20 protein-coding genes and 1 pseudogene are annotated in these 19,071 nt (G+C 42.8%); 18 read left to right on the top strand and 3 right to left on the bottom strand.

Translation table 11 applies throughout. The features are described from left to right. Positions 1–207 precede the first annotated feature (207 nt). From E2L07_RS15360 to E2L07_RS15335, 6 genes are all read left to right on the top strand, one after another. Positions 208–447, top strand: a complete 240-nt coding sequence (locus E2L07_RS15360; RefSeq protein ID WP_053430997.1) for a DUF896 domain-containing protein — start codon at positions 208–210, stop codon at positions 445–447. A gap of 190 nt (positions 448–637) precedes the next feature. Continuing rightward, entirely contained in the window at positions 638–2,638 is a 2,001-nt protein-coding gene (gene tkt / locus E2L07_RS15355; protein WP_134229991.1) for a transketolase, read from the top strand. Between the two features lie 231 nt (positions 2,639–2,869). Then, a complete protein-coding gene (gene sirA / locus E2L07_RS15350) occupies positions 2,870–3,310 on the top strand; it encodes a sporulation inhibitor of replication protein SirA (protein ID WP_010898505.1) in 441 nt (146 codons plus the stop codon). Positions 3,311–3,444: 134 nt separating this feature from the next. Then, positions 3,445–3,663, top strand: coding sequence for a YneF family protein (locus tag E2L07_RS15345; protein ID WP_010898504.1), 219 nt, complete (start codon positions 3,445–3,447; stop codon positions 3,661–3,663). A gap of 73 nt (positions 3,664–3,736) precedes the next feature. Further along, positions 3,737–5,494 carry an ABC transporter transmembrane domain-containing protein gene (locus tag E2L07_RS15340; protein WP_134229990.1) on the top strand — a complete coding sequence of 586 codons (1,758 nt, stop codon included), beginning with the start codon at positions 3,737–3,739 and terminating at the stop codon, positions 5,492–5,494. Next, positions 5,491–7,290 carry an ABC transporter ATP-binding protein gene (locus E2L07_RS15335; protein ID WP_134229989.1) on the top strand — a complete coding sequence of 600 codons (1,800 nt, stop codon included), beginning with the start codon at positions 5,491–5,493 and terminating at the stop codon, positions 7,288–7,290. Before E2L07_RS15340 ends, E2L07_RS15335 begins: the two co-directional genes overlap by 4 nt. A 5-nt stretch (positions 7,291–7,295) precedes the next feature. Here the strand turns inward: E2L07_RS15335 and E2L07_RS15330 are convergent, their stop codons facing one another. Then, complete coding sequence (locus E2L07_RS15330) at positions 7,296–7,451, bottom strand: aspartyl-phosphate phosphatase Spo0E family protein (RefSeq protein ID WP_010898490.1); 156 nt, start codon at positions 7,449–7,451, stop codon at positions 7,296–7,298. A 283-nt stretch (positions 7,452–7,734) separates the two neighbouring features. Between E2L07_RS15330 and E2L07_RS15325 the strand changes: the two genes are divergently transcribed. Then, complete coding sequence (locus E2L07_RS15325; protein ID WP_010898489.1) at positions 7,735–8,244, top strand: CcdC family protein; 510 nt, start codon at positions 7,735–7,737, stop codon at positions 8,242–8,244. 20 nt (positions 8,245–8,264) lie between these two features. On the opposite strand, the gene E2L07_RS15320 is transcribed toward E2L07_RS15325, so the two are convergent. Further along, on the bottom strand, positions 8,265–8,720 hold the full coding sequence (locus E2L07_RS15320) for a DUF2621 domain-containing protein (RefSeq protein ID WP_053431000.1): 456 nt from the start codon (positions 8,718–8,720) through the stop codon (positions 8,265–8,267). Positions 8,721–8,892: 172 nt separating this feature from the next. On the opposite strand from E2L07_RS15320, the gene E2L07_RS15315 reads away from it, so the two are divergent. The 11 genes and pseudogenes from E2L07_RS15315 (at position 8,893) to E2L07_RS15265 (ending at position 17,858) form a co-directional block, all read left to right on the top strand. After that, entirely contained in the window at positions 8,893–9,690 is a 798-nt protein-coding gene (locus E2L07_RS15315) for a class I SAM-dependent methyltransferase (protein WP_134229988.1), read from the top strand. Between the two features lie 66 nt (positions 9,691–9,756). After that, positions 9,757–10,179: a hypothetical protein gene (locus E2L07_RS15310; RefSeq protein WP_233443822.1), complete on the top strand. Its 423-nt coding sequence runs from the start codon at positions 9,757–9,759 to the stop codon at positions 10,177–10,179. A gap of 177 nt (positions 10,180–10,356) precedes the next feature. Beyond that, positions 10,357–11,493 (top strand): alanine dehydrogenase, encoded by a 1,137-nt coding sequence (gene ald, locus E2L07_RS15305; protein ID WP_053431002.1) that lies wholly within the window; start codon positions 10,357–10,359, stop codon positions 11,491–11,493. Positions 11,494–11,665: 172 nt separating this feature from the next. Then, complete coding sequence (locus tag E2L07_RS15300) at positions 11,666–11,992, top strand: TIGR04104 family putative zinc finger protein (protein ID WP_010898484.1); 327 nt, start codon at positions 11,666–11,668, stop codon at positions 11,990–11,992. After that, positions 11,989–12,183, top strand: a complete 195-nt coding sequence (locus E2L07_RS15295; RefSeq protein ID WP_010898483.1) for a hypothetical protein — start codon at positions 11,989–11,991, stop codon at positions 12,181–12,183. Before E2L07_RS15300 ends, E2L07_RS15295 begins: the two co-directional genes overlap by 4 nt. A 210-nt stretch (positions 12,184–12,393) precedes the next feature. Further along, on the top strand, positions 12,394–12,759 hold the full coding sequence (locus E2L07_RS15290; protein ID WP_010898482.1) for a hypothetical protein: 366 nt from the start codon (positions 12,394–12,396) through the stop codon (positions 12,757–12,759). Then, on the top strand, positions 12,749–13,288 hold the full coding sequence (locus tag E2L07_RS15285; RefSeq protein ID WP_010898481.1) for a hypothetical protein: 540 nt from the start codon (positions 12,749–12,751) through the stop codon (positions 13,286–13,288). The genes E2L07_RS15290 and E2L07_RS15285 overlap by 11 nt, the downstream gene beginning before the upstream one ends. Positions 13,289–13,463: 175 nt before the next feature. Beyond that, positions 13,464–13,885 (top strand): annotated as a pseudogene (locus E2L07_RS15280) (aldo/keto reductase); the annotation flags it as partial. Positions 13,886–14,232: 347 nt separating this feature from the next. Then, complete coding sequence (locus tag E2L07_RS15275) at positions 14,233–15,204, top strand: sugar ABC transporter substrate-binding protein (RefSeq protein ID WP_010898479.1); 972 nt, start codon at positions 14,233–14,235, stop codon at positions 15,202–15,204. Between the two features lie 82 nt (positions 15,205–15,286). After that, positions 15,287–16,855: a sugar ABC transporter ATP-binding protein gene (locus E2L07_RS15270; RefSeq protein ID WP_134229987.1), complete on the top strand. Its 1,569-nt coding sequence runs from the start codon at positions 15,287–15,289 to the stop codon at positions 16,853–16,855. 28 nt (positions 16,856–16,883) lie between these two features. After that, positions 16,884–17,858 (top strand): ABC transporter permease, encoded by a 975-nt coding sequence (locus E2L07_RS15265; RefSeq protein ID WP_010898477.1) that lies wholly within the window; start codon positions 16,884–16,886, stop codon positions 17,856–17,858. Positions 17,859–18,177: 319 nt separating this feature from the next. On the opposite strand, the gene E2L07_RS15260 is transcribed toward E2L07_RS15265, so the two are convergent. Continuing rightward, on the bottom strand, positions 18,178–19,071 hold an 894-nt coding region (locus E2L07_RS15260; protein ID WP_134229993.1), incomplete at its 5' end, for an IS4 family transposase.

The following is a 19,071-nucleotide window of genomic DNA, read 5'->3' as shown; positions in this document are numbered from 1 at the left end:
CACTGAAAGACTTGAAAGGCTTTTAAAAGCCCTAAGATTCTTAACAGAGGAGAACCCTAACATTCTGAATTCGCTTACACTCATGAGAATGGAAAATATTCCTCCCACAAAAGGTTGACACAATCTTTTGGTTCTCCTTAGTTGCAAGATAGTCAACGTTCATGTAGAGTGATAAGGATGATTGTGAGAAGTTAGGAGGAACAACCGATGCTTTCTAAGCAAAAAATCGAGCGGATCAATGAACTAGCAAAGCGAGCAAAAACAACAGGTCTGACAGATGGTGAGCTTCGCGAGCAAAAAAAATTACGTGAAGAATACATTCAACAATTTCGTCAGTCCTTTAAAAATCAACTACATTCGGTAACGGTCGTCGATGGAGCAGGAAATGACGTAACACCAGATAAATTAAAACAAAGCAAAAATAAGTACCGCAACGACATTCACTAACGCCAGGACAGATTCCTGGCGTTTTCTATCTCTTTAACAATCAAAATGTTAATATATTTGTTTACTAATTAATAATTACATGAATTTTTTTTAAACAAATCCTAAACGAATGCTTGTGCAATCGTCCGATAACGTTTATCATGAAAAGCGAAAAGAACGTTTTCAGTAACGGAAAGGATGAAGACAGACGATGTCGAAACATGTTGAACAGTTAGCAGTCAATACGATTCGAACGCTATCCATTGACAGTGTGGAAAAAGCCAATTCAGGACACCCTGGAATGCCGATGGGAGCAGCGCCGATGGCGTTTTGTTTATGGACGAAATTCATGAACCATAACCCAGCTAATCCAGACTGGGTAAATCGCGATCGCTTTGTTTTATCGGCAGGGCACGGCTCGATGCTTTTGTACAGCCTACTACACCTTACAGGCTACGACCTCTCGCTTGAGGAGTTACAAAACTTCCGACAATGGGGAAGCAAAACACCTGGGCATCCAGAGTATGGGCATACACCTGGTGTAGAAGCGACGACAGGTCCACTTGGACAAGGGGTTGCAATGGCCGTAGGTATGGCAATGGCAGAACGTCATTTAGCTGCTACATACAACCGCGATGGGTATAATATCGTTGACCATTACACCTATACGATTTGTGGAGATGGCGATTTAATGGAAGGTGTTTCAGCAGAAGCAGCGTCTCTTGCTGGTCACTTAAAACTAGGGCGCATGATCTTGTTGTACGATTCCAACGATATTTCCCTTGATGGGGACCTACACCATTCATTCTCTGAAAGCGTAGAGGACCGCTTCAAAGCTTATGGATGGCACGTAGTTCGTGTCGAGGATGGAAACAATCTAGACGAAATTGCGAAAGCGATTGAAGAGGCGAAGGCAGACGAGCGCCCATCGTTAATTGAAGTAAAGACAACCATCGGATTCGGTTCACCGAATAAGGGAGGAAAATCCGTATCTCATGGAGCGCCTCTTGGAGCGGACGAAGTGAAGTTAACAAAGGAAGCCTATGAATGGACATATGAAAATGAATTTCATATCCCAGAAGAAGTGGCTGCTTATTATGAGCAGGTCAAACAGCAAGGAGCTGAGAAGGAAGAGAGCTGGAATGAGCTGTTCGCCCAGTATAAAAAAGCATACCCTGAGCTCGCGAGCCAGTTCGAACTAGCTGTTCACGGCGATCTTCCAGAGGGGTGGGATGCTGTTGCGCCATCTTATGAGGTCGGCAAATCAGTTGCCACTCGTTCTTCATCCGGTGAAGCATTGAACGCTTTTGCGAAAACTGTCCCTCAACTCTTTGGTGGCTCAGCTGACTTGGCTTCTTCAAACAAAACGCTCATTAAGGGGGAAGCTAATTTCTCCCGTGATGACTACAGCGGTCGTAACGTTTGGTTTGGTGTTCGGGAATTTGCCATGGGTGCTGCCATGAACGGAATGGCTTTACACGGCGGCTTGAAAGTGTTTGGCGCCACATTTTTCGTCTTCTCTGATTACTTGCGCCCTGCGATTCGTTTAGCTGCTTTAATGCAATTGCCGGTCATCTACGTATTTACTCATGACAGCATTGCAGTTGGCGAAGATGGACCAACACATGAGCCGGTAGAGCAGCTTGCCTCTTTACGTGCGATGCCAGGGTTGTCTGTGATTCGTCCAGCAGACGGAAACGAATCGGTAGCCGCGTGGAAACTCGCACTCGAAAGTAAAGATCAACCGACGGCTCTCGTCTTATCAAGACAAAATTTACCGACTCTTGAAGGCGCAGTGGACCGCGCATATGATGGTGTCTCAAAAGGCGCCTACGTTTTGGCACCAGCTAATGGTTCTGCTGATCTTTTATTACTCGCTTCAGGGTCAGAGGTATCCCTTGCAGTGAATGCCAAAGAAGCCCTTGAGAAAGAGGGTATTCATGCGGCTGTTGTCAGTATGCCTAGCTGGGATCGTTTTGAAGCGCAATCGGCAGAATACAAAGAGGAAGTACTTCCGTCCGATGTGACCGCTCGACTTGCAATTGAAATGGGATCTTCACTTGGCTGGGCGAAATATGTAGGGAATCAAGGGGATGTTGTAGCGATTGATCGCTTTGGTGCATCAGCCCCAGGTGAACGAATCATGGTAGAGTTTGGCTTTACTGTTCAACATGTAGTTGCTCGTGCGAAGGCACTCCTTGAAAACAAATAATTACTGTGGGCTTGCATGGAAAACCATGCGGCCCTTTTTTACGCACTGAGTATTTTTTTGAAAAATCAAAATATTAAAGAGGAGAGCATCTATTTGTCCTTTTAGAGCATTTTCTTCAGAAAAAGTAGGCTTTCGACAAAAAAAGTGTTCTCTTGCTCCACTTTCAGACAAGGTCTTTTTCAAAGAAGCAGTATACTATTGAAAAGAATACATGAAGGGGACGTGGTGAGCGTGAGACAGTACGAGTTGTATTTAATCGTCGACGAGGTGGCTCGGCAATACTTTGGACAAGAGAGCAAACTGTTTCATCTCTTTTTAGAAAAAGAGCATGCCACAAAGGTGAATGAAGCGTTAATAAAAAAACAAATTCAATATATTACAGAAGCGATACCGACGCTTCATCTTCAGCATGTTCTTCACCATTTACAGCCAGCTGGTTTTACGGTGGAAAAGACGAAGACCACCTTTCGCCTTTATGCGAGCCGTTCTGAATCACAAGCCGAACTGTTCATTCAACAAGATCGCTTATTGTTAACGAGCGAGGGGACGATTGATGCTGAAACCACTTTATTTGAAGCGTTGCGAAAAGTACGAGGGGCGTTTTTTGCCATCGATGTGCAGCGTATGCGGTACGGATGGCTAAATCCGGTCAGGCAAGTGAAGCTCGTCTAAACTATGATCCGATCCTCCGGTAGGGAATTTTTTCATATCTCACTCTTTTAAAAATATAGGATGTACGCTATAATAAATAAGATTGGTCAGGACAAGCCTGGCTTGAGACAGCTTGAAGGAGGATTTTTGGACGTATGAACTGGATGATCTTACTTTGGATTACATTAGGTATTGTCATCGGTATTGCGATTGGCTTTTTTATTGCTCGTAAGACGATGATGTCCTATTTGAAGAAAAACCCACCCATCAATGAGCAAATGCTTCGCGTCATGTTAATGCAAATGGGGCAAAACCCTTCGCAGAAGAAGATTAATCAAATGATGAAAGCGATGCAAAAGCAGCAAAGTAAATAAAACTCAAAACACCTCTAGACTGGGGTGTTTTTTCGTCTATAGAAGGTTTGTCAAATCTGGGGGTGGAGAACTGGTGAAAGTTTTCGTTGATTTATGGTGGTTTTTTAAACAGGAGAAAAAGTCTTACGGGTTTGGTATTGTCATGCTCGCGATTGTTTCTTTATTAACACTCGTCCCGCCGCGTGTCGTTGGAATCATTGTTGATCATATTTATGAGGGGACATTAACGATGCCAGTGTTGCTCCAATGGATTGGGGTTTTGGCGGCGCTTGCGCTCATTGTTTATGTCGCACGCTACCTTTGGCGGGTCATGATTTTTGGCGCTTCTCTCCGTTTGGCTCGGCTTCTTCGTAATCAATTGTATACCCATTTTACGAACATGGCCGCTCCCTTTTATCAAAAGCATCGGACAGGAGACTTAATGGCCCATGCCACCAATGATATTCGTGCAATTCAAGCAACGGCGGGGCAAGGGGTACTCACTCTAGTCGACTCGCTAACGATGGGTGGATTCGTGATCCTTACAATGGCGATTACGATTAGCTGGGAGCTTACCTTGATTAGCTTGCTCCCGATGCCTCTTATGGCGCTTCTTACAAGTTATTATGGATCGTTATTACATAAGCGCTTTCACCATGCCCAAGCGGCGTTTTCCTCATTAAATGATAAGGTGCAAGAAAGTGTGACAGGGGTTCGGGTAACAAAAGCATTTGGACAAGAGGAACAAGACATTGAGGCGTTTCGCAAACAATCAGATGATGTGGTGAAGAAAAATGTAGCTGTGGCTCGAGTGGATGCTCTTTTTGACCCGACCATCTCATTGATCGTAGGTCTTTCCTATTTTCTCGCGATCGTTTTCGGCGCCAGGTTCGTTATTGCTGAACAGTTAACGATCGGACAATTAACGAGCTTTACGATTTACTTAGGCTTGCTTATTTGGCCAATGCTTGCTTTCGGATTTTTATTCAATATTGTCGAACGTGGCCGTGCCTCCTATAATCGCGTGTCACAGCTTTTGCAAGCAAAGCAAGAGATTACCGACAGCCGGGCCCGCATTCATGTTCCGCCGACAGGACACGTAGACGTTGCGATCGATCAATTTGTTTATCCGAATCAAAAGGAGCCGGCTTTAGCTGACGTTCAGTTTGAATTGAGTGAGGGAGAAACGTTAGGAATCGTAGGGAAAACAGGAGCTGGGAAAACGACCCTTCTCCGTTTACTACAGCGAGAGTATGACATAAAGCAAGGGACGATTATCCTTGACGGTCGACCCATCGAACACTATACACTGGACGCGCTAAAGGCTGCCTTTGGGACCGAGCCGCAAGACCATTTTCTCTTTTCTGCTACGATTGCGGATAACATTGCGTTTGCCAAGCCGGATGCCACGATTTCAGAAATCATCCAAGTGAGCCAATTAGCCCATATTCATGACGATATCATACAATTTGAACAAGGGTATGATACCGTCGTAGGCGAACGAGGCGTGACCCTTTCCGGCGGACAAAAACAGCGCGTTTCAATTGCCCGTGCATTGCTTGCTAACCCGAATATTCTCATCCTCGATGATTCTTTGTCTGCAGTCGATGCGAAAACGGAGGAAGCGATCTTATCATCGTTACGAGCAGAACGAAAAGGGAAGACGACGATCATTACCGCCCACCGATTAAGCGCGATTAAACATGCGGATCATATCCTTGTAATGGATGATGGGCGTATCGTTGAACGAGGAACGCATGAAACGTTAATGGAAGCTGGCGGTTGGTACCGGAACATGTATGAAAGACAGCAGCTCGAAACCCTTGTAGAGAAAGGAGGGCGTTCGTCATGATAGATCATAAAGATCGCGTGTTATCAAGTAAAGAACAGCGCACTGTCTTTAAAAGGTTGCTGTCGTATGCGGCTCATTATAAAGGACAGCTCATGGTCGCTTTTCTGTTACTGTTTATTGCCACAGGTGCTCAGCTACTCGGACCGATCATCGTTAAGATTTTTATCGATGATTATTTAACGCCACGCTATTTTCCAACAGACGTCCTTTTTCTCCTTGGAGCTGGCTATCTTGTCCTTCATTTGACAGCTGTCATCATCGATTATTATCAACTATTTTTGTTTCAAAAAGTTGCCTTGTCCATTGTTCAGCGACTGCGGATTGACGTGTTCTCGAGCGTGCAACGGCTCGGTCTTTCCTTTTTTGACCAAACACCTGCAGGAGGGCTTGTCTCCAGAATAACGAATGACACGGAGTCTATTAAAGAATTGTATGTGACGGTTTTAGCGACGTTTGTGCAAAATATCATATTCTTAATTGGTATTTTTGCCGCCATGTTTTATTTAAATGTGACCTTGGCCATTTACTGTCTTGTTCTTTTACCACTCATTTTTGCTTTAATGCAAGTGTACCGAAAATATAGTTCTCGGTTTTATGCAGATATGAGCGAAAAACTAAGTCTCTTAAATGGACGAATAAACGAATCGATTCAAGGGATGGCTATCATTCAAATGTTTCGCCAAGAACGGCGGATGCGGAAAGAATTTAGCGCCATTAACGACGAGCATTTTTTAGCGGGAATGAAAAGCATGAAGCTGGACGGTTTATTGTTACGTCCAGCGGTTGATGTCTTGTCCATCTTGGCGCTTATGTTGATTTTGAGTTATTTTGGGATCATGTCTATGGACACAGCGGTTGAAATTGGTGTCGTTTACGCCTTCGTCAATTACTTAGACCGTTTTTTTGAGCCGGTTAATCAAATGATGATGCGACTTTCTATGTTTCAGCAAGCGATTGTCTCAGCGGGGCGCGTCTTTAAACTGATGGATCATCGGGAGTTAGCTCCAGATCGTGAGGGGAATGAACATCCAGCGATCATAGGGGAAGGAAATGTGGAATTCCGGAATGTTTCCTTTTCCTATGACGGGAAAACAAACGTTTTAAAAAACATTTCGTTCACGGTGAAAAAAGGAGAGACAGTCGCCCTAGTCGGCCATACGGGTAGTGGAAAAACATCGATCATCAATGTGCTAATGCGATTTTATCCGTTGCAGGATGGGGAAATTCTCATCGATGGTAAACCGCTCACGTCCTTTGAAAATAATGAGTTGCGCGCTAAGGTCGGGCTTGTTTTGCAAGATCCGTTTCTTTATACAGGAACGATTGCGAGCAACATTCGTTTGTATGATCAAGCCATTTCCGATGATCGGATCAAGCGGGCTGCCTCGTTTGTTCGGGCGGATGGATTTATCGAGCGGCTGTCTCATGGTTATGAGACAAAGGTGACGGAGCGGGGAGCAACGTTTTCAAGTGGCCAACTACAACTGCTCTCCTTTGCTCGTACCATGGTCCGTGAGCCGGCGATTCTTATTTTGGACGAGGCAACGGCAAGTGTGGATACGGAGACGGAAGAAGCAATACAAGAAGCACTTGAGCGAATGAAACAAGGACGGACGACGATTGCGATCGCTCACCGATTGTCGACGATAAAGGATGCAGATCAAATTCTCGTTCTTCACCAAGGAGAAATTGTAGAGCGGGGAACTCATGATGAACTCATTGCCAAAAAGGGACTTTATCAAAAAATGTATGTTTTGCAAAAAGGGGATGAACAAGGAGAAGCACTGCTGTCCTAAGTGTGCTATGATTTGACTTTATTATACTCATTTAGAAGTTTGTCAAGCTCCTTGCTTTTTTCTAATGTTTTCGAATGACCTAGCCCGTTTTTTAAACCAGCTTGAATCAGCTGGTTTCGCTTTTGTTCAATTAACCGGCGTAATTGTTTTTCACCTATCATTAATAAGGATCCCTTTCCGCGGTCATGCTATAATGAGGTTGTGTGCTCTCTTGCGATCAATGTGACATTCTTTACATTATTATACTGAGGCTCGGATTAGATCTCAATTAAAAGCTCAACCAAAACTTAGGAATTGTCTAAAAGAATGGAAAGGATCATGAATATTCTTTGGGAAAATGACAAATAGAGTACGTTTTTCCTTATGCGACCATTGAAAGAATATGGACTTTCTTGTAAGGTAAACTATGAGATGCTTCCCGAACGAAGAAAGGGGGGAGCTACTATGAATGACACATATGTGCTCCTGTCTACCATCGGTGCCATTTTCATGGCGACAATGGTACTGATTATCCGATTAAAAGCATCCAAACGGCCAGCAACGGTTAAGAAAATTATCTTGCCACCATTTTTTATGTCAACTGGGTTTTTCATGTTTGTCTACCCACCGTTCCGTCCATCCAGCTGGCAAGTGTTAGAGGCGCTTTGCGTTGGTATGATATTTTCCTTGTTCCTCATTAAAACGTCAAAATTCGAAATTCGTGGGGATCACATCTATTTAAAGCGATCAAAAGCCTTTGTGTTTATCCTAATTGGCTTATTGATTTTGAGAATTGCGTTTAAATTGATCATCGGGGATTCTATTCAATTCGAAGAGTTGGCGGGGATGTTTTTTCTATTAGCATATGGGATGATCATTCCATGGAGAGTCGCCATGTACGTATCGTATAAGAAGTTAGAAAAGCAAATGAGAAAGGAAAATCGCAACAAGGCGATCATTCCAGCAGAAACGTAGGAAAAAAGACAAGCACTTCGCTAGTTGGAAGCGCTTGTCTTTTTGCTATGTTGCTCAAATAAAGGTTCATATGGAGACACATCGATGTTCAGTTCTGCTAATTTTTTTCGCAAAAATTTATGATCTCGTTTCGGAGTGGCTAAAATGTATCCGCGAATAATCAGCTCCGTGTCGATGCGGCTTGCGTCTTCGTCCAAGGCTAGCTCTCCAATTTTCCCAGCAATTTTCCCTTTTGCCACATCCCGAAACAGCTCGGGAACAGGTTCCACGAGCTCATTTAGAAAAGCCTTTTCCTCGTCTCCCCATAGATGAAGGGTTTTTTCAATATAATAGTCCTGCCAATCCAGTATCGATTTTCCGTCTTCCTTTGGCAGTCGCTTTAAAAACTTGCGGAACATAAAGTAGCCACCGATGAACATTAATGTGATCAACACAATCGTCCATAGTACGATAAACCACATAAACCATGTTGACATGACATTTCACCTCTACTATTCTCTCGACTATCGTACCATAAACGAAAGACAGATTCAGCTATCTGTAATTTCGGCAAAATTTGCAAGTACTTCATGATAACATGATAAATGACACAATTGTAGGCCCTCTACAATGGTTGTTTTGATTTAGCGAAAGGAGGAGCTTGTAAGAGTGGAGGAGCATAAAGCCAAAGTGCAATCACAATTCAGCAAAAGCGCGGAACGTTACGTGACAAGTCAGATCCATGCGAAAGGAAACGACTTGGCCAAGCTTATGCAAATCGCAGCGCTAAAAGGGAACGAGGAGGTTCTCGATGTGGCAACTGGCGGCGGGCATGTGGCCAATGCGTTCGCTCCGTTTGTAAAAAAGGTCGTTGCGTTCGATTTAACGGAAGATATTTTAAAAGTAGCGCGAGCATTTATTGAGGGGAACGGTCACCAACAGGTGGAGTACGTACAAGGTGATGCCGAACAAATGCCTTTTACTGATGAACGATTTCATATCGTTACATGTCGAATTGCGGCTCATCATTTTTCCAATCCTGCATCTTTTGTTAGCGAAGCCTATCGCGTGTTAAAAAAAGGGGGACAATTGTTATTGGTTGATAACAGCGCTCCAGAAAACGATGCCTTTGATGTTTTCTACAATTATGTAGAAAAAGAGCGAGATTATAGCCATCATCGCGCCTGGAAAAAGTCAGATTGGTTGAAAATGCTTGAAGAAGCCGGATTTGAACTCGAAGAACTCCACTGTTTTCATAAAACGTTCATCTTTGAAGACTGGTGTGACCGGATGAACGTTACAACAGAAAAGAAACAGGAGCTTTCCGACTTTATCAAAAGCAAGCCAACCGAATATTATCAAAAGTTCAAAATTGTCGTGGAGGATGGAAGAGTGTACTCCTTTAGAGGTGAATCGATTTTAATGAAGGCGAGAAAGCCAACGGTAAAAAATAAAGGTTCATCATAGACCGTGCTGTCGTTTTCATTTAAGATAAAGCTGTATGTTTGGATAACGGCAGCAGGTGAGGTGTAAGTGGTGACATACATTATTAGCTACGGTATACATGTGTTGGTAGCTCTCGTCTTTTTCATCTTGATTCCACTCCCTTATTTGATTAAAGGGAGCTTACTAGACAGAGAAGAGAGCTTTCAAAAGCTCCTCTCGATCTATCAGCCTATTCTTTTGGTAGCCCATGGCGCCCTTGTTGTTAGTGTCGTAAGCGGCTTACTTATGGTTGCTGATTGGACAAGCCTTTGGGTGTGGGGGGTCATCGTGTTATGGATTGCCATCGGTGCATGGCTTGGATTGACGGCAAAAGGGATTCGGCTCTTAAAGGACAATCAAGAGTCAAGTGAGGAACGAGCAGTGCTTGTGACAAACTTGAAAAAGCATAGCTTGTTCCTAATGGTGGCCATTATCGCCATGTTTGCGCTAAAAATCTTTCGCTATTTTTAACATCTGCTTCGATTTGAGCAGGTGTTCTTTTTTTATCAACATAAGAATGCTTGTTCGTTTGTGTCCGGAACACAAATAGACTTTATCAGAATTTCGACGGATGCACAAAGCCAGCAGTATAGATTGCGAGTATACTAACAATAAATTGAGATTTTTAGAAAAAAGGGGGAGAATGTAATGATCATCGGGGTACCGAAAGAGATCAAAAATAATGAGAATCGAGTCGCAATGACACCTGCCAGTGTGATGAGCTTCGTTCAAGCAGGCCACCAAGTGCTTATCGAAAGAGGTGCCGGTTCTGGAAGTGGATTTGATGATATTGACTATGGAGAAGCTGGGGCGACAATTGAGAACGATGCAGCATCTGTTTGGGCAAAAGCGGATATGATCATGAAAGTGAAGGAGCCTCTACCACAAGAGTACGGTTACTTTAGAAAAGGTTTACTCTTATTTACGTACTTACATTTAGCAGCGGAGCCCGAGTTAGCAAAGGCACTTGTGGAAAATGAAGTGACAGCGATTGCCTACGAAACCGTTCAAGTAGGCCGAAGCTTGCCGCTCTTAACACCAATGAGTGAAGTCGCTGGCCGGATGGCAGCGCAAATTGGTGCTCAATTTTTGGAAAAACCAAAAGGCGGACGAGGCATTCTTCTTTCTGGCGTCCCAGGAGTGACCCGCGGGAAAGTAACGATTATTGGTGGAGGTGTCGTTGGGACCAATGCTGCAAAGGTGGCAATGGGACTTGGCGCAGATGTAACGATCGTTGATCTGAGCCCTGAACGTTTGCGCCAATTGGATGATTTATATGGAACCGACATTCAAACGCTTATGTCCAATCCGATGAACATCGCCGAAGCAGTAGCCGCGTCAGATTTAGTCATTGGGGCTGTGCTCATTCCGGGAGCGAAAGCACCGAAGCTTGTAACCGAACAAATGGTTGAACAAATGAAGCCAGGTTCTGTCATCGTGGATGTGGCGATTGACCAAGGGGGCATCGTTGAGACCGTCGATCGGATTACAACACACGATGCACCGACCTATACGAAGCATGGCGTTGTCCATTATGCTGTAGCCAACATGCCAGGGGCGGTTCCGCGAACATCGACGATTGCACTTACCAATGTGACGGTGCCATATGCATTGCAACTTGCGAATAAAGGTGTTAAACGTGCAATTGCCGAAAATGCAGCATTGGCCAAAGGGGTCAATACGGCGAACGGATGGGTAACATATGAGGCAGTAGCTCGAGACTTAGGATATGACTATCAATCTGTGGAAAGCGCGTTAAGCGGGCTTTCTGTTGAAAATGTATAAGGTGTCGGAAAAAAGGTGACGAAACATTGTCACCTTTTTTCTTGCGCTTTGTCATTCAATGTTTTTGAGTGGACAAATATTCGAAGATTGTCGTGAAAGATCGATTCCAATCTCGTCAATTTTCAAATTCCGTGCTACAATAAGCAAGGATGAATGGAAGAAGGAGAGACAGATGGCGTTTAATCAGTGTGAATCGTGTCAGGAGAAAATTAGCCAAAAACAGCGGTGGGCTTCAGCGTTTTTTTCATATCGTCCAATTGTTTGCCAAGAATGTGGGGCTAGTCATCATATTGAGCCTCGTTCAAGAATCAAAGGCTCGATGTTTGTCGTATTTTTTCCACTTTTTCTTGCAATCTTCTTGACAAGTGGTGGCGAAGGGCGACCTTATGAACTAATCCTTACTTACTTGCCACTTGCGCTCCTCGGAATGCTTTATACTGTACATACGGTAAACTATCGAATGATGAACGATGGAGAGAAAGAAGGAGGCAGGCGATGAGTAACGACCAAGCAAAGCTGTTACTTCAGCAGCTAAGAGACGGTGAGCTTGAGTCTGTTCGTATTGAAAAAAACGATTTTCTCATCTTCCGTCAAGTGTTAGCTGAACAAGAGGACATGAAATCCTTTCGTGGCAATGCCCAGAGGGGTGGGGGCGTCATTTACACGTATGAGCCTGGATGGACGAAATAATGGGAGGAACATTTCCCAGGCAAGCGCAAAAACAACGAAACTCCGACAAATTCTAACATTCTTCTTTCTTGAGCCCCCTTTTAAAGCGAGGAAGAATAGATCAAAAGAACGATTGTGATGAGAAATGATGAAAGGAATCGAATTTTCTTTAAATCCCATGTATAATGGTAGATTGGTGGGGTTAAAAAGTCGTAAAGGAGGGACAGGAAAATGGAGTGGATATTGGTCATTTTGTTTGTCGTAGCGATTGGTTTACTTGTTGCTTCGTTTTTTACTGACCAGACGAAAAAACAAGATGAGCAATTGGAGCGATTTTCCGTTTCTTTAATGGAAGAGATTCAAGAGCTGCAAAAACAGATTCGTCAAATAGAGCTTGACAATGAGATCACAGCTGCAGAAGCAGGGGTCAAGCGAAGCTCGGAGGAACGCCAACTCGTTCGCCAAGTGCTCGACTTACATCAAAGAGGCTACTCAATTGAGAGTATTGCGACGAAAGTTCAGCAGCCTGAGCAAGAGGTTGAGCGTTTAATTGCACCATTTGTAGAAGAAGGGAGGCAAGTAGTTCATGACGCCTAATGCGATGCGAAGCTTTGCAGGGGGAATCCTTATTGCTGCTGGACTGTGCGGGGCAGTCTATTATTTTTCTGGAGATCAGGAAGGACAAGCAGCGGGACCTTCTAATGACTTAACGTTCGAAGAAATGCGGGCATTACTAGAGGCTGAAGGTTATGTCGTGCAAACCGAAGAAGAATGGGAAGTCGAAGTAAGTACAGCTGCGAATATTCGTGTAGAACAAGAAATGGAAGAATTGCTTGCGGACCAAGAAGTGGAAGAAGAAGCGCCTGAAGAAGAAGAGACGACAGATGAGGAAGAGGCCGAAGAGGACCGTTCAGTTGTTTACCGGACGATTTTAACCGTCTCTCCAGGGATGACAAGCATCGATGTTGGACAGGCCCTCGAACGAGCGAGCATCATTGAAAAAGCTAGCGAATTTTCAAAGCGTGTAGAAGATCGTGGACTTGCCAATAAGCTAAAGCCTGGTACGTTTGAGGTTGACAGTGATATGTCCTTGAACGAACTAATCGATGAAATCTTTGACAACTAAAAGTTAGATGTAACACGAGAAATACACAATGTTAAAGGACTAAAGGACGTCACTAACTATATAGTGGTGTCTTTTTTGCATGGTATATTAAATGTATCTCAGTCTTGTAACGGAGAAAGAACATACCCGACGAAACCTACTATCGGACAATGAACTGCTCGAAGCTAGAGGACGGTATGTTGACGTATTTCAAGGAAATTACAATTGATTCAGCGGGAAGCTGAACAAGATTTCCTCCCTTACTCAAGAAAAAATGGCATTTCATTCATTCCATTTTTTCCGCTTGCATCTGGTCTATTAGCAGGAAAAAATAACGAAGACACCACGTTCCATGATTTTCGTGCAAGTTTGCCGCATCTTCAAGGGGAAGCGTTTATAAACCATTTAAAAAAAGTTAACCAACTTCGGAAACTAGCCGACGCGAAACAAACGGAAGTGGTACATCTCGTCCTTGCATGGTATTTGACACAAGAGGCCATTGATGTTTTGATTCCTGGGGCGAAACATAGCGAGCAAGTGTTGGACAACTTAAAAACACTTAAAGTGCAGCTAACCGATGAGGAAATAAGACAAATTGATCAATTGTTCCATCCATAACTAAATCGATTTCATTTTAGTGAAAAAGAGAGGGTAACCCTCTCTTTTTCGGTTTGTCTAGTAAAAAGTAATCGTTTAGTCAATAAATTAAGAAAGTAAGGGTAGTAATTATTAAAAAAATTCTGTATAAAAGCGTTTACAAAAATGAGAGGGTGTTGTAATATAAGCGTAACAACTTGAATTCCACCTTTTTGTAATCGATTTCAAAATCTTTTAATGAATAAACTTAGTTCTTTTGATTGGATAAGGAGGTGATTATACCCAAATAAATTGTAAGTTAGAATGGATGGAAATGTAATCGATTGCAGAAACGAGAAATCAATTGAACCGTTAAGGGGGAACTGAGAATGAAAAAAAATAAAACCATACTTATCGCTTTTAGTATTTTGATGTCTTTACTATTAGCCGCTTGTGGAAGTGGGGGCGAAACGAGCGGAGATGGGAATGGAGAATCAACCGGGGATTCGGGACAAAAAGTAATCGGAGTATCCATTTCTAACTTAGATGAGTTTTTAACATACATGCAGGATGCAATGAAGGAAGAAGCTGCCAATTACCCAGACTTTGAATTCATTTTCAGTGATGCTCAAAATGATAGTACGCAACAGATGGCTCAAGTAGAAAACTTCATCTCTCGTAATGTGGACGCCATTATCGTTAATCCAGTTGATACGACCTCTGCAGTCGATATCGTGAACATGGTTAATGATGCGGGAATTCCAATCATTATCGCCAACCGAACGTTTGATGGAGTAGATCAAGCAACTGCATTTGTAGGTTCTGAATCGATTCAGTCTGGGTTATTACAAATGGAGGAAGTAGCCAAGCTTTTAAATAACGAGGGTAATATTGCCATCATGGATGGAGAACTAGGCCATGAAGCGCAAATCATGCGGACTGAAGGGAACAAGCAGATTATTGAAGAACATGATGGTCTAGAAGTGGTTTTACAAGGAACGGCGAAGTTTGATCGCTCAGAAGGTATGAGATTAATGGAAAACTGGCTGAACTCTGGGACGGAAATTGATGCAGTTGTAGCGAACAATGATGAAATGGCCCTTGGAGCAATTCTTGCGTTAGAGGCTGTAGGTAAACTGGATGACGTCATTGTCGCAGGTATTGATGCAACCCCGGCAGCCCTTGAAGCCATGAAGGAAGGAAAGCTTGATGTTACGGTTTTCCAAGATGCTAAAGGGCAAGGGGCAACGAGTGTAAAGGTTGCTGTACAGGCAGCCAATGGAGAAGATGTGGAAGATGCTATGATTCCATACGAACTTGTCACGCCAGAAAATGTGGAAGAGTACGAGGCGAAATATTAATCTAATACGGAAAGCGTGAAAGGAAGCTGTTATTCGGTTTCCTTTCACGACTAGTAATCCTATGGATATGGGAGGACTATACATGGGTGAACATTTTTTATTAGAAATGGTAGACATCACAAAGGAATTCCCCGGCGTGAAGGCGCTCGATCGGGTTCAATTAAAAGTGAGAAAAGGCTCCGTCCATGCATTAATGGGGGAAAATGGCGCTGGGAAATCAACGTTAATGAAAATCTTAATCGGCATGTACAAACCGAACGAGGGAAAAATTATTTTTGATGGTGAGGAAGTGACGTTTAACAGTATTAACGACGCTCTCGATAAAGGGATATCGATGATCCATCAAGAGTTAAGTCCAATTCCAGAGATGACAGTAGCAGAAAATATATTTTTAGGCAGAGAGCCTACCTTTGGAAAGAGTGGGCTCGTAGACAATAAAAAACTAATAGAAATGACACGGAATTTGTTAGAAAGTTTAGAGATAAACATCGATCCAAGAAAAAAGATGGGCGAGCTTAGCATAGCCAATACGCAAATGATTGAAATCGCGAAAGCCATATCTTTTCATTCAAAGCTTGTCATTATGGATGAGCCGACATCTGCCATCACAGAAAAGGAAGTAGCACAGCTTTTCAAAATGATTGAATCATTGAAAAAGAAAGGTGTTGGCATTATATACATTACTCATAAAATGAGCGAACTGGATGAAGTTGCTGATGACATTTCTGTTTTTCGTGATGGCAAGTACATTGGTACGGATACAGCGAAAAACTTAACGAGAGATGACTTGATTAAAATGATGGTCGGTCGCGAATTGAACCAAATTTTTGATAAACCTGAACCGAAGCTTGGCGAAGTGATCCTTTCCGTAAAAAGCCTAACAAAACAAGACTACTTTGAAGACGTTAGCTTTGAAGTCCGGAAAGGAGAAATTGTTGGATTTGCAGGCTTAATGGGTTCAGGAAGAACCGAAGTGCTTGAGACGATCTTCGGCGTCAAGGAAGCTGAATCAGGGGAAATTTTTGTAAACGGGCAAAAAGCTAGAATAAAGAGCCCGCAGGATGCTGTGAAGAACAATATGGGTTTTTTAACGGAGGACCGCAAGTTGACAGGTTTATTTCTTCCCTTGTCGGTTAGGGAGAACATGATCACTGTCAATATCGATAAATACATTAACATGGGTTGGCTTAATGGAAAACGAGTGAAAAAAGATTGCGAGCAACAAAAACAAAAGCTCTACATCAAAACTCCGTCCATTGAACAGATCGTTGAAAATCTGAGCGGGGGTAATCAACAGAAAGTCTTGCTTGCTAGATGGCTTTTAAAAAACCCAGATATTTTGTTTCTCGATGAACCGACTCGAGGAATCGATGTAGGGGCAAAATCAGAATTTTACAATTTAATCTTTGAATTAGCGAGTCAAGGGAAAGCAATCGTTGTTGTATCATCAGAGATGGCAGAAATTCTTGGGTTGTGTGATCGAATTTTGGTTATGCATGAAGGGAAGGTTACCGGGGAGCTCACACGGGAGGAAGCGAACCAGGAGAAGATTATGCAATATGCGACAGGCCAAGCAAAAATGGCGAAAAAGCTTCACGTTTATAACAATTTCGAACAAACGGTTACAGCCAATAAGATAGAGATCGGTTGATGTATGAACAGAATGGAGGAAGGATACCATGAGTCTAGAGATAGAGAGAAATAAATCTAGTCAAACAAAAGAAATCGCGAAGCATATCCTTAAAAAGTACGGAATTTTTCTAATTTTGATATTACTCATCGCGTTAATGTCTATTTTAACACCACACTTTTTAACATCGACAAACTTAGTAAATATCGTTAGACAGATGTCGATAATCGGTATTCTCGCTATCGGCGTTACACCGATTATCATCACGAAAGGAATCGATTTATCTTCAGGTTCTCTTATCGCTCTCGTTTCCGTTGTCGTAGCTAGCTTTGCTCAAGGCGATTCAATCATGCTACCGATTTTAATGGGAGTTGGCGTCGGGCTGCTTATCGGTCTTATTAACGGGACATTAGTAGCGAAAGCGATGCTTGCACCGTTTATCGTCACGCTAGGGATGATGACAGCGGCAAGGGGAGCGGCCATGCTCTACAGTGATGGACGACCAATCGGAGGATTAAATGAGAAGTTCGCTTTTATCGGTCAAGGTGTGATCTTCGGAATCCCTGTACCTGTTCTCATTTTTGCCTTCGTTGGTATCGTGACATGGGTTTTGCTTAATAAAACAAAATACGGAAAATACATTTATGCCATTGGTGGGAATGAGCAAGCAGCCATTACAGCAGGGATTAATGTAAGTCGAGTGAAGATGTTCGTTTATTCGTATGCTGGTCTTTTAGCAGGGATTGCCGGAATCATCTTAACGTCAAGAATTTCGTCCGGTCAGCCGCAAGCGGGTGTCATGTTTGAGCTCGATGCGATTGCTTCAGCCGTTATCGGTGGAACGAGTCTGTTTGGTGGAATTGGAACGGTCGGTGGAACGATAATCGGTGCTCTCATTATTGGCGTAATGAACAATGGACTGGATCTCCTAGGAGTAAGCTCTTACTGGCAGCAAATTGTCAAAGGGGCCATCATCGTTTCAGCTGTTTACATTGATACGAGAAAAAACAGACAGAAGAAGTAGGCAAGCCACATTGATTGTCGTTCATAACAATACCGATTCATTATTGGTCGGGCATTTACAACAAAATGAGAAGTATAGACTTAAATGAAAAAAAGATCTGAATTCGTCCTGAGGGCGTAGATTCCGATCTTTTTTAATGGCAAGTAAAGAAAAAAGTTTTATCTATCGAAACACTAGTGTTGCATAAATACTGACTGAATTTTCAGTTTTAAAGTTCTTCCTGTTTAGAGCCAAAAAGGTAAATACCCAAGTAAAGGTGGTTCCATCCATTTGGAAATTTATTTACAATTAGACATTTACGACGACGACAGTTTATTTATTAAGGAATGGTTTTCCCTTCGATTTTTCGAAGCCAAATATACGCTGGCTTCCACAAAGCAGCTCTTAGATAACGACTAATTTGTAAGGTTTTTCGCTTGCTTTTCGTCTCGAGTTGTACGAGAACATGGAGGCAAAAAACGATTAATGCAATAAACACTTGATTGTGGATCGCCCATTCACTTTGACCGTAGAATTTTTTGATACTGAGATGCTGCTTAATCCATTTGAAAAACAACTCAATGGCCCAGCGTGATTTATACATCTCTGAAATTTCTTCGGCACTCAAATCGAAACGATTTGTCAGTAACTGAAGTTCATTTCCTTTTGAATCAATCACTCTTAGAAGACGAAAGTAGTTCTCCGAGCGGTTTTGAGTTGTACCAATCAACACCATTTGATCGGATAGAATAGTCGAATTCTCGGGTAGTTTAAATTCGTAAACTTCTCGTATGACTGCGTTTTTACGGAGTCTAGATAGAAAAAAGTAACCATCATCTGTCATGCGATCAAAGCGTTCATAGTCTAGATAGCCACGGTCAAACACATACATGCATTCTTTGTCGTCTACCATGATTTCTAGTTGACCACGATCATGTTCTTTTGCCGTTGTGAGCACAGCCTTTTCAGGATAGGAGATCCCTTTTTCCATAAAAACAAGGCGCAAATGTAGTTTCACTCCTGCTTTTGTTTTGCGGAACTCTGCCCATTTATGGTTGGTCAAATTCAGTGGCAATGTGCTGGAATCAATGATTTTTAACGGCATGACGAGTTTGGTGTAATGTGTTTTGGCATGAATTTGTGCGACCAAATCAAGGAAAAGCCGTTGGAATAAATCTGGATTCATCCCATTTAATCGTCGTGAAAGTTGAGAAATACTGATCGAATCAAGGTC

The organism is Halalkalibacterium halodurans (assembly GCF_004376175.1).
Lineage (GTDB): Bacteria > Bacillota > Bacilli > Bacillales > Bacillaceae_D > Halalkalibacterium > Halalkalibacterium halodurans.
Note: the sequence above shows the minus strand (reverse complement) of the source record. Positions and strands in the feature narration are given on the sequence as shown.

Coding starts and splice junctions, on each gene's coding strand:
- E2L07_RS15360 (WP_053430997.1), top strand. CDS start 208: ATGCTTTCTAAGCAAAAAATCGAGCGGATCAATGAACTAGCAAAGCGA.
- tkt (WP_134229991.1), top strand. CDS start 638: ATGTCGAAACATGTTGAACAGTTAGCAGTCAATACGATTCGAACGCTA.
- E2L07_RS15345 (WP_010898504.1), top strand. CDS start 3,445: ATGAACTGGATGATCTTACTTTGGATTACATTAGGTATTGTCATCGGT.
- E2L07_RS15335 (WP_134229989.1), top strand. CDS start 5,491: ATGATAGATCATAAAGATCGCGTGTTATCAAGTAAAGAACAGCGCACT.
- E2L07_RS15330 (WP_010898490.1), bottom strand. CDS start 7,451: ATGATAGGTGAAAAACAATTACGCCGGTTAATTGAACAAAAGCGAAAC.
- E2L07_RS15325 (WP_010898489.1), top strand. CDS start 7,735: ATGAATGACACATATGTGCTCCTGTCTACCATCGGTGCCATTTTCATG.
- E2L07_RS15320 (WP_053431000.1), bottom strand. CDS start 8,720: ATGTCAACATGGTTTATGTGGTTTATCGTACTATGGACGATTGTGTTG.
- ald (WP_053431002.1), top strand. CDS start 10,357: ATGATCATCGGGGTACCGAAAGAGATCAAAAATAATGAGAATCGAGTC.
- E2L07_RS15300 (WP_010898484.1), top strand. CDS start 11,666: ATGGCGTTTAATCAGTGTGAATCGTGTCAGGAGAAAATTAGCCAAAAA.
- E2L07_RS15295 (WP_010898483.1), top strand. CDS start 11,989: ATGAGTAACGACCAAGCAAAGCTGTTACTTCAGCAGCTAAGAGACGGT.
- E2L07_RS15290 (WP_010898482.1), top strand. CDS start 12,394: ATGGAGTGGATATTGGTCATTTTGTTTGTCGTAGCGATTGGTTTACTT.
- E2L07_RS15285 (WP_010898481.1), top strand. CDS start 12,749: ATGACGCCTAATGCGATGCGAAGCTTTGCAGGGGGAATCCTTATTGCT.
- E2L07_RS15275 (WP_010898479.1), top strand. CDS start 14,233: ATGAAAAAAAATAAAACCATACTTATCGCTTTTAGTATTTTGATGTCT.
- E2L07_RS15270 (WP_134229987.1), top strand. CDS start 15,287: ATGGGTGAACATTTTTTATTAGAAATGGTAGACATCACAAAGGAATTC.
- E2L07_RS15265 (WP_010898477.1), top strand. CDS start 16,884: ATGAGTCTAGAGATAGAGAGAAATAAATCTAGTCAAACAAAAGAAATC.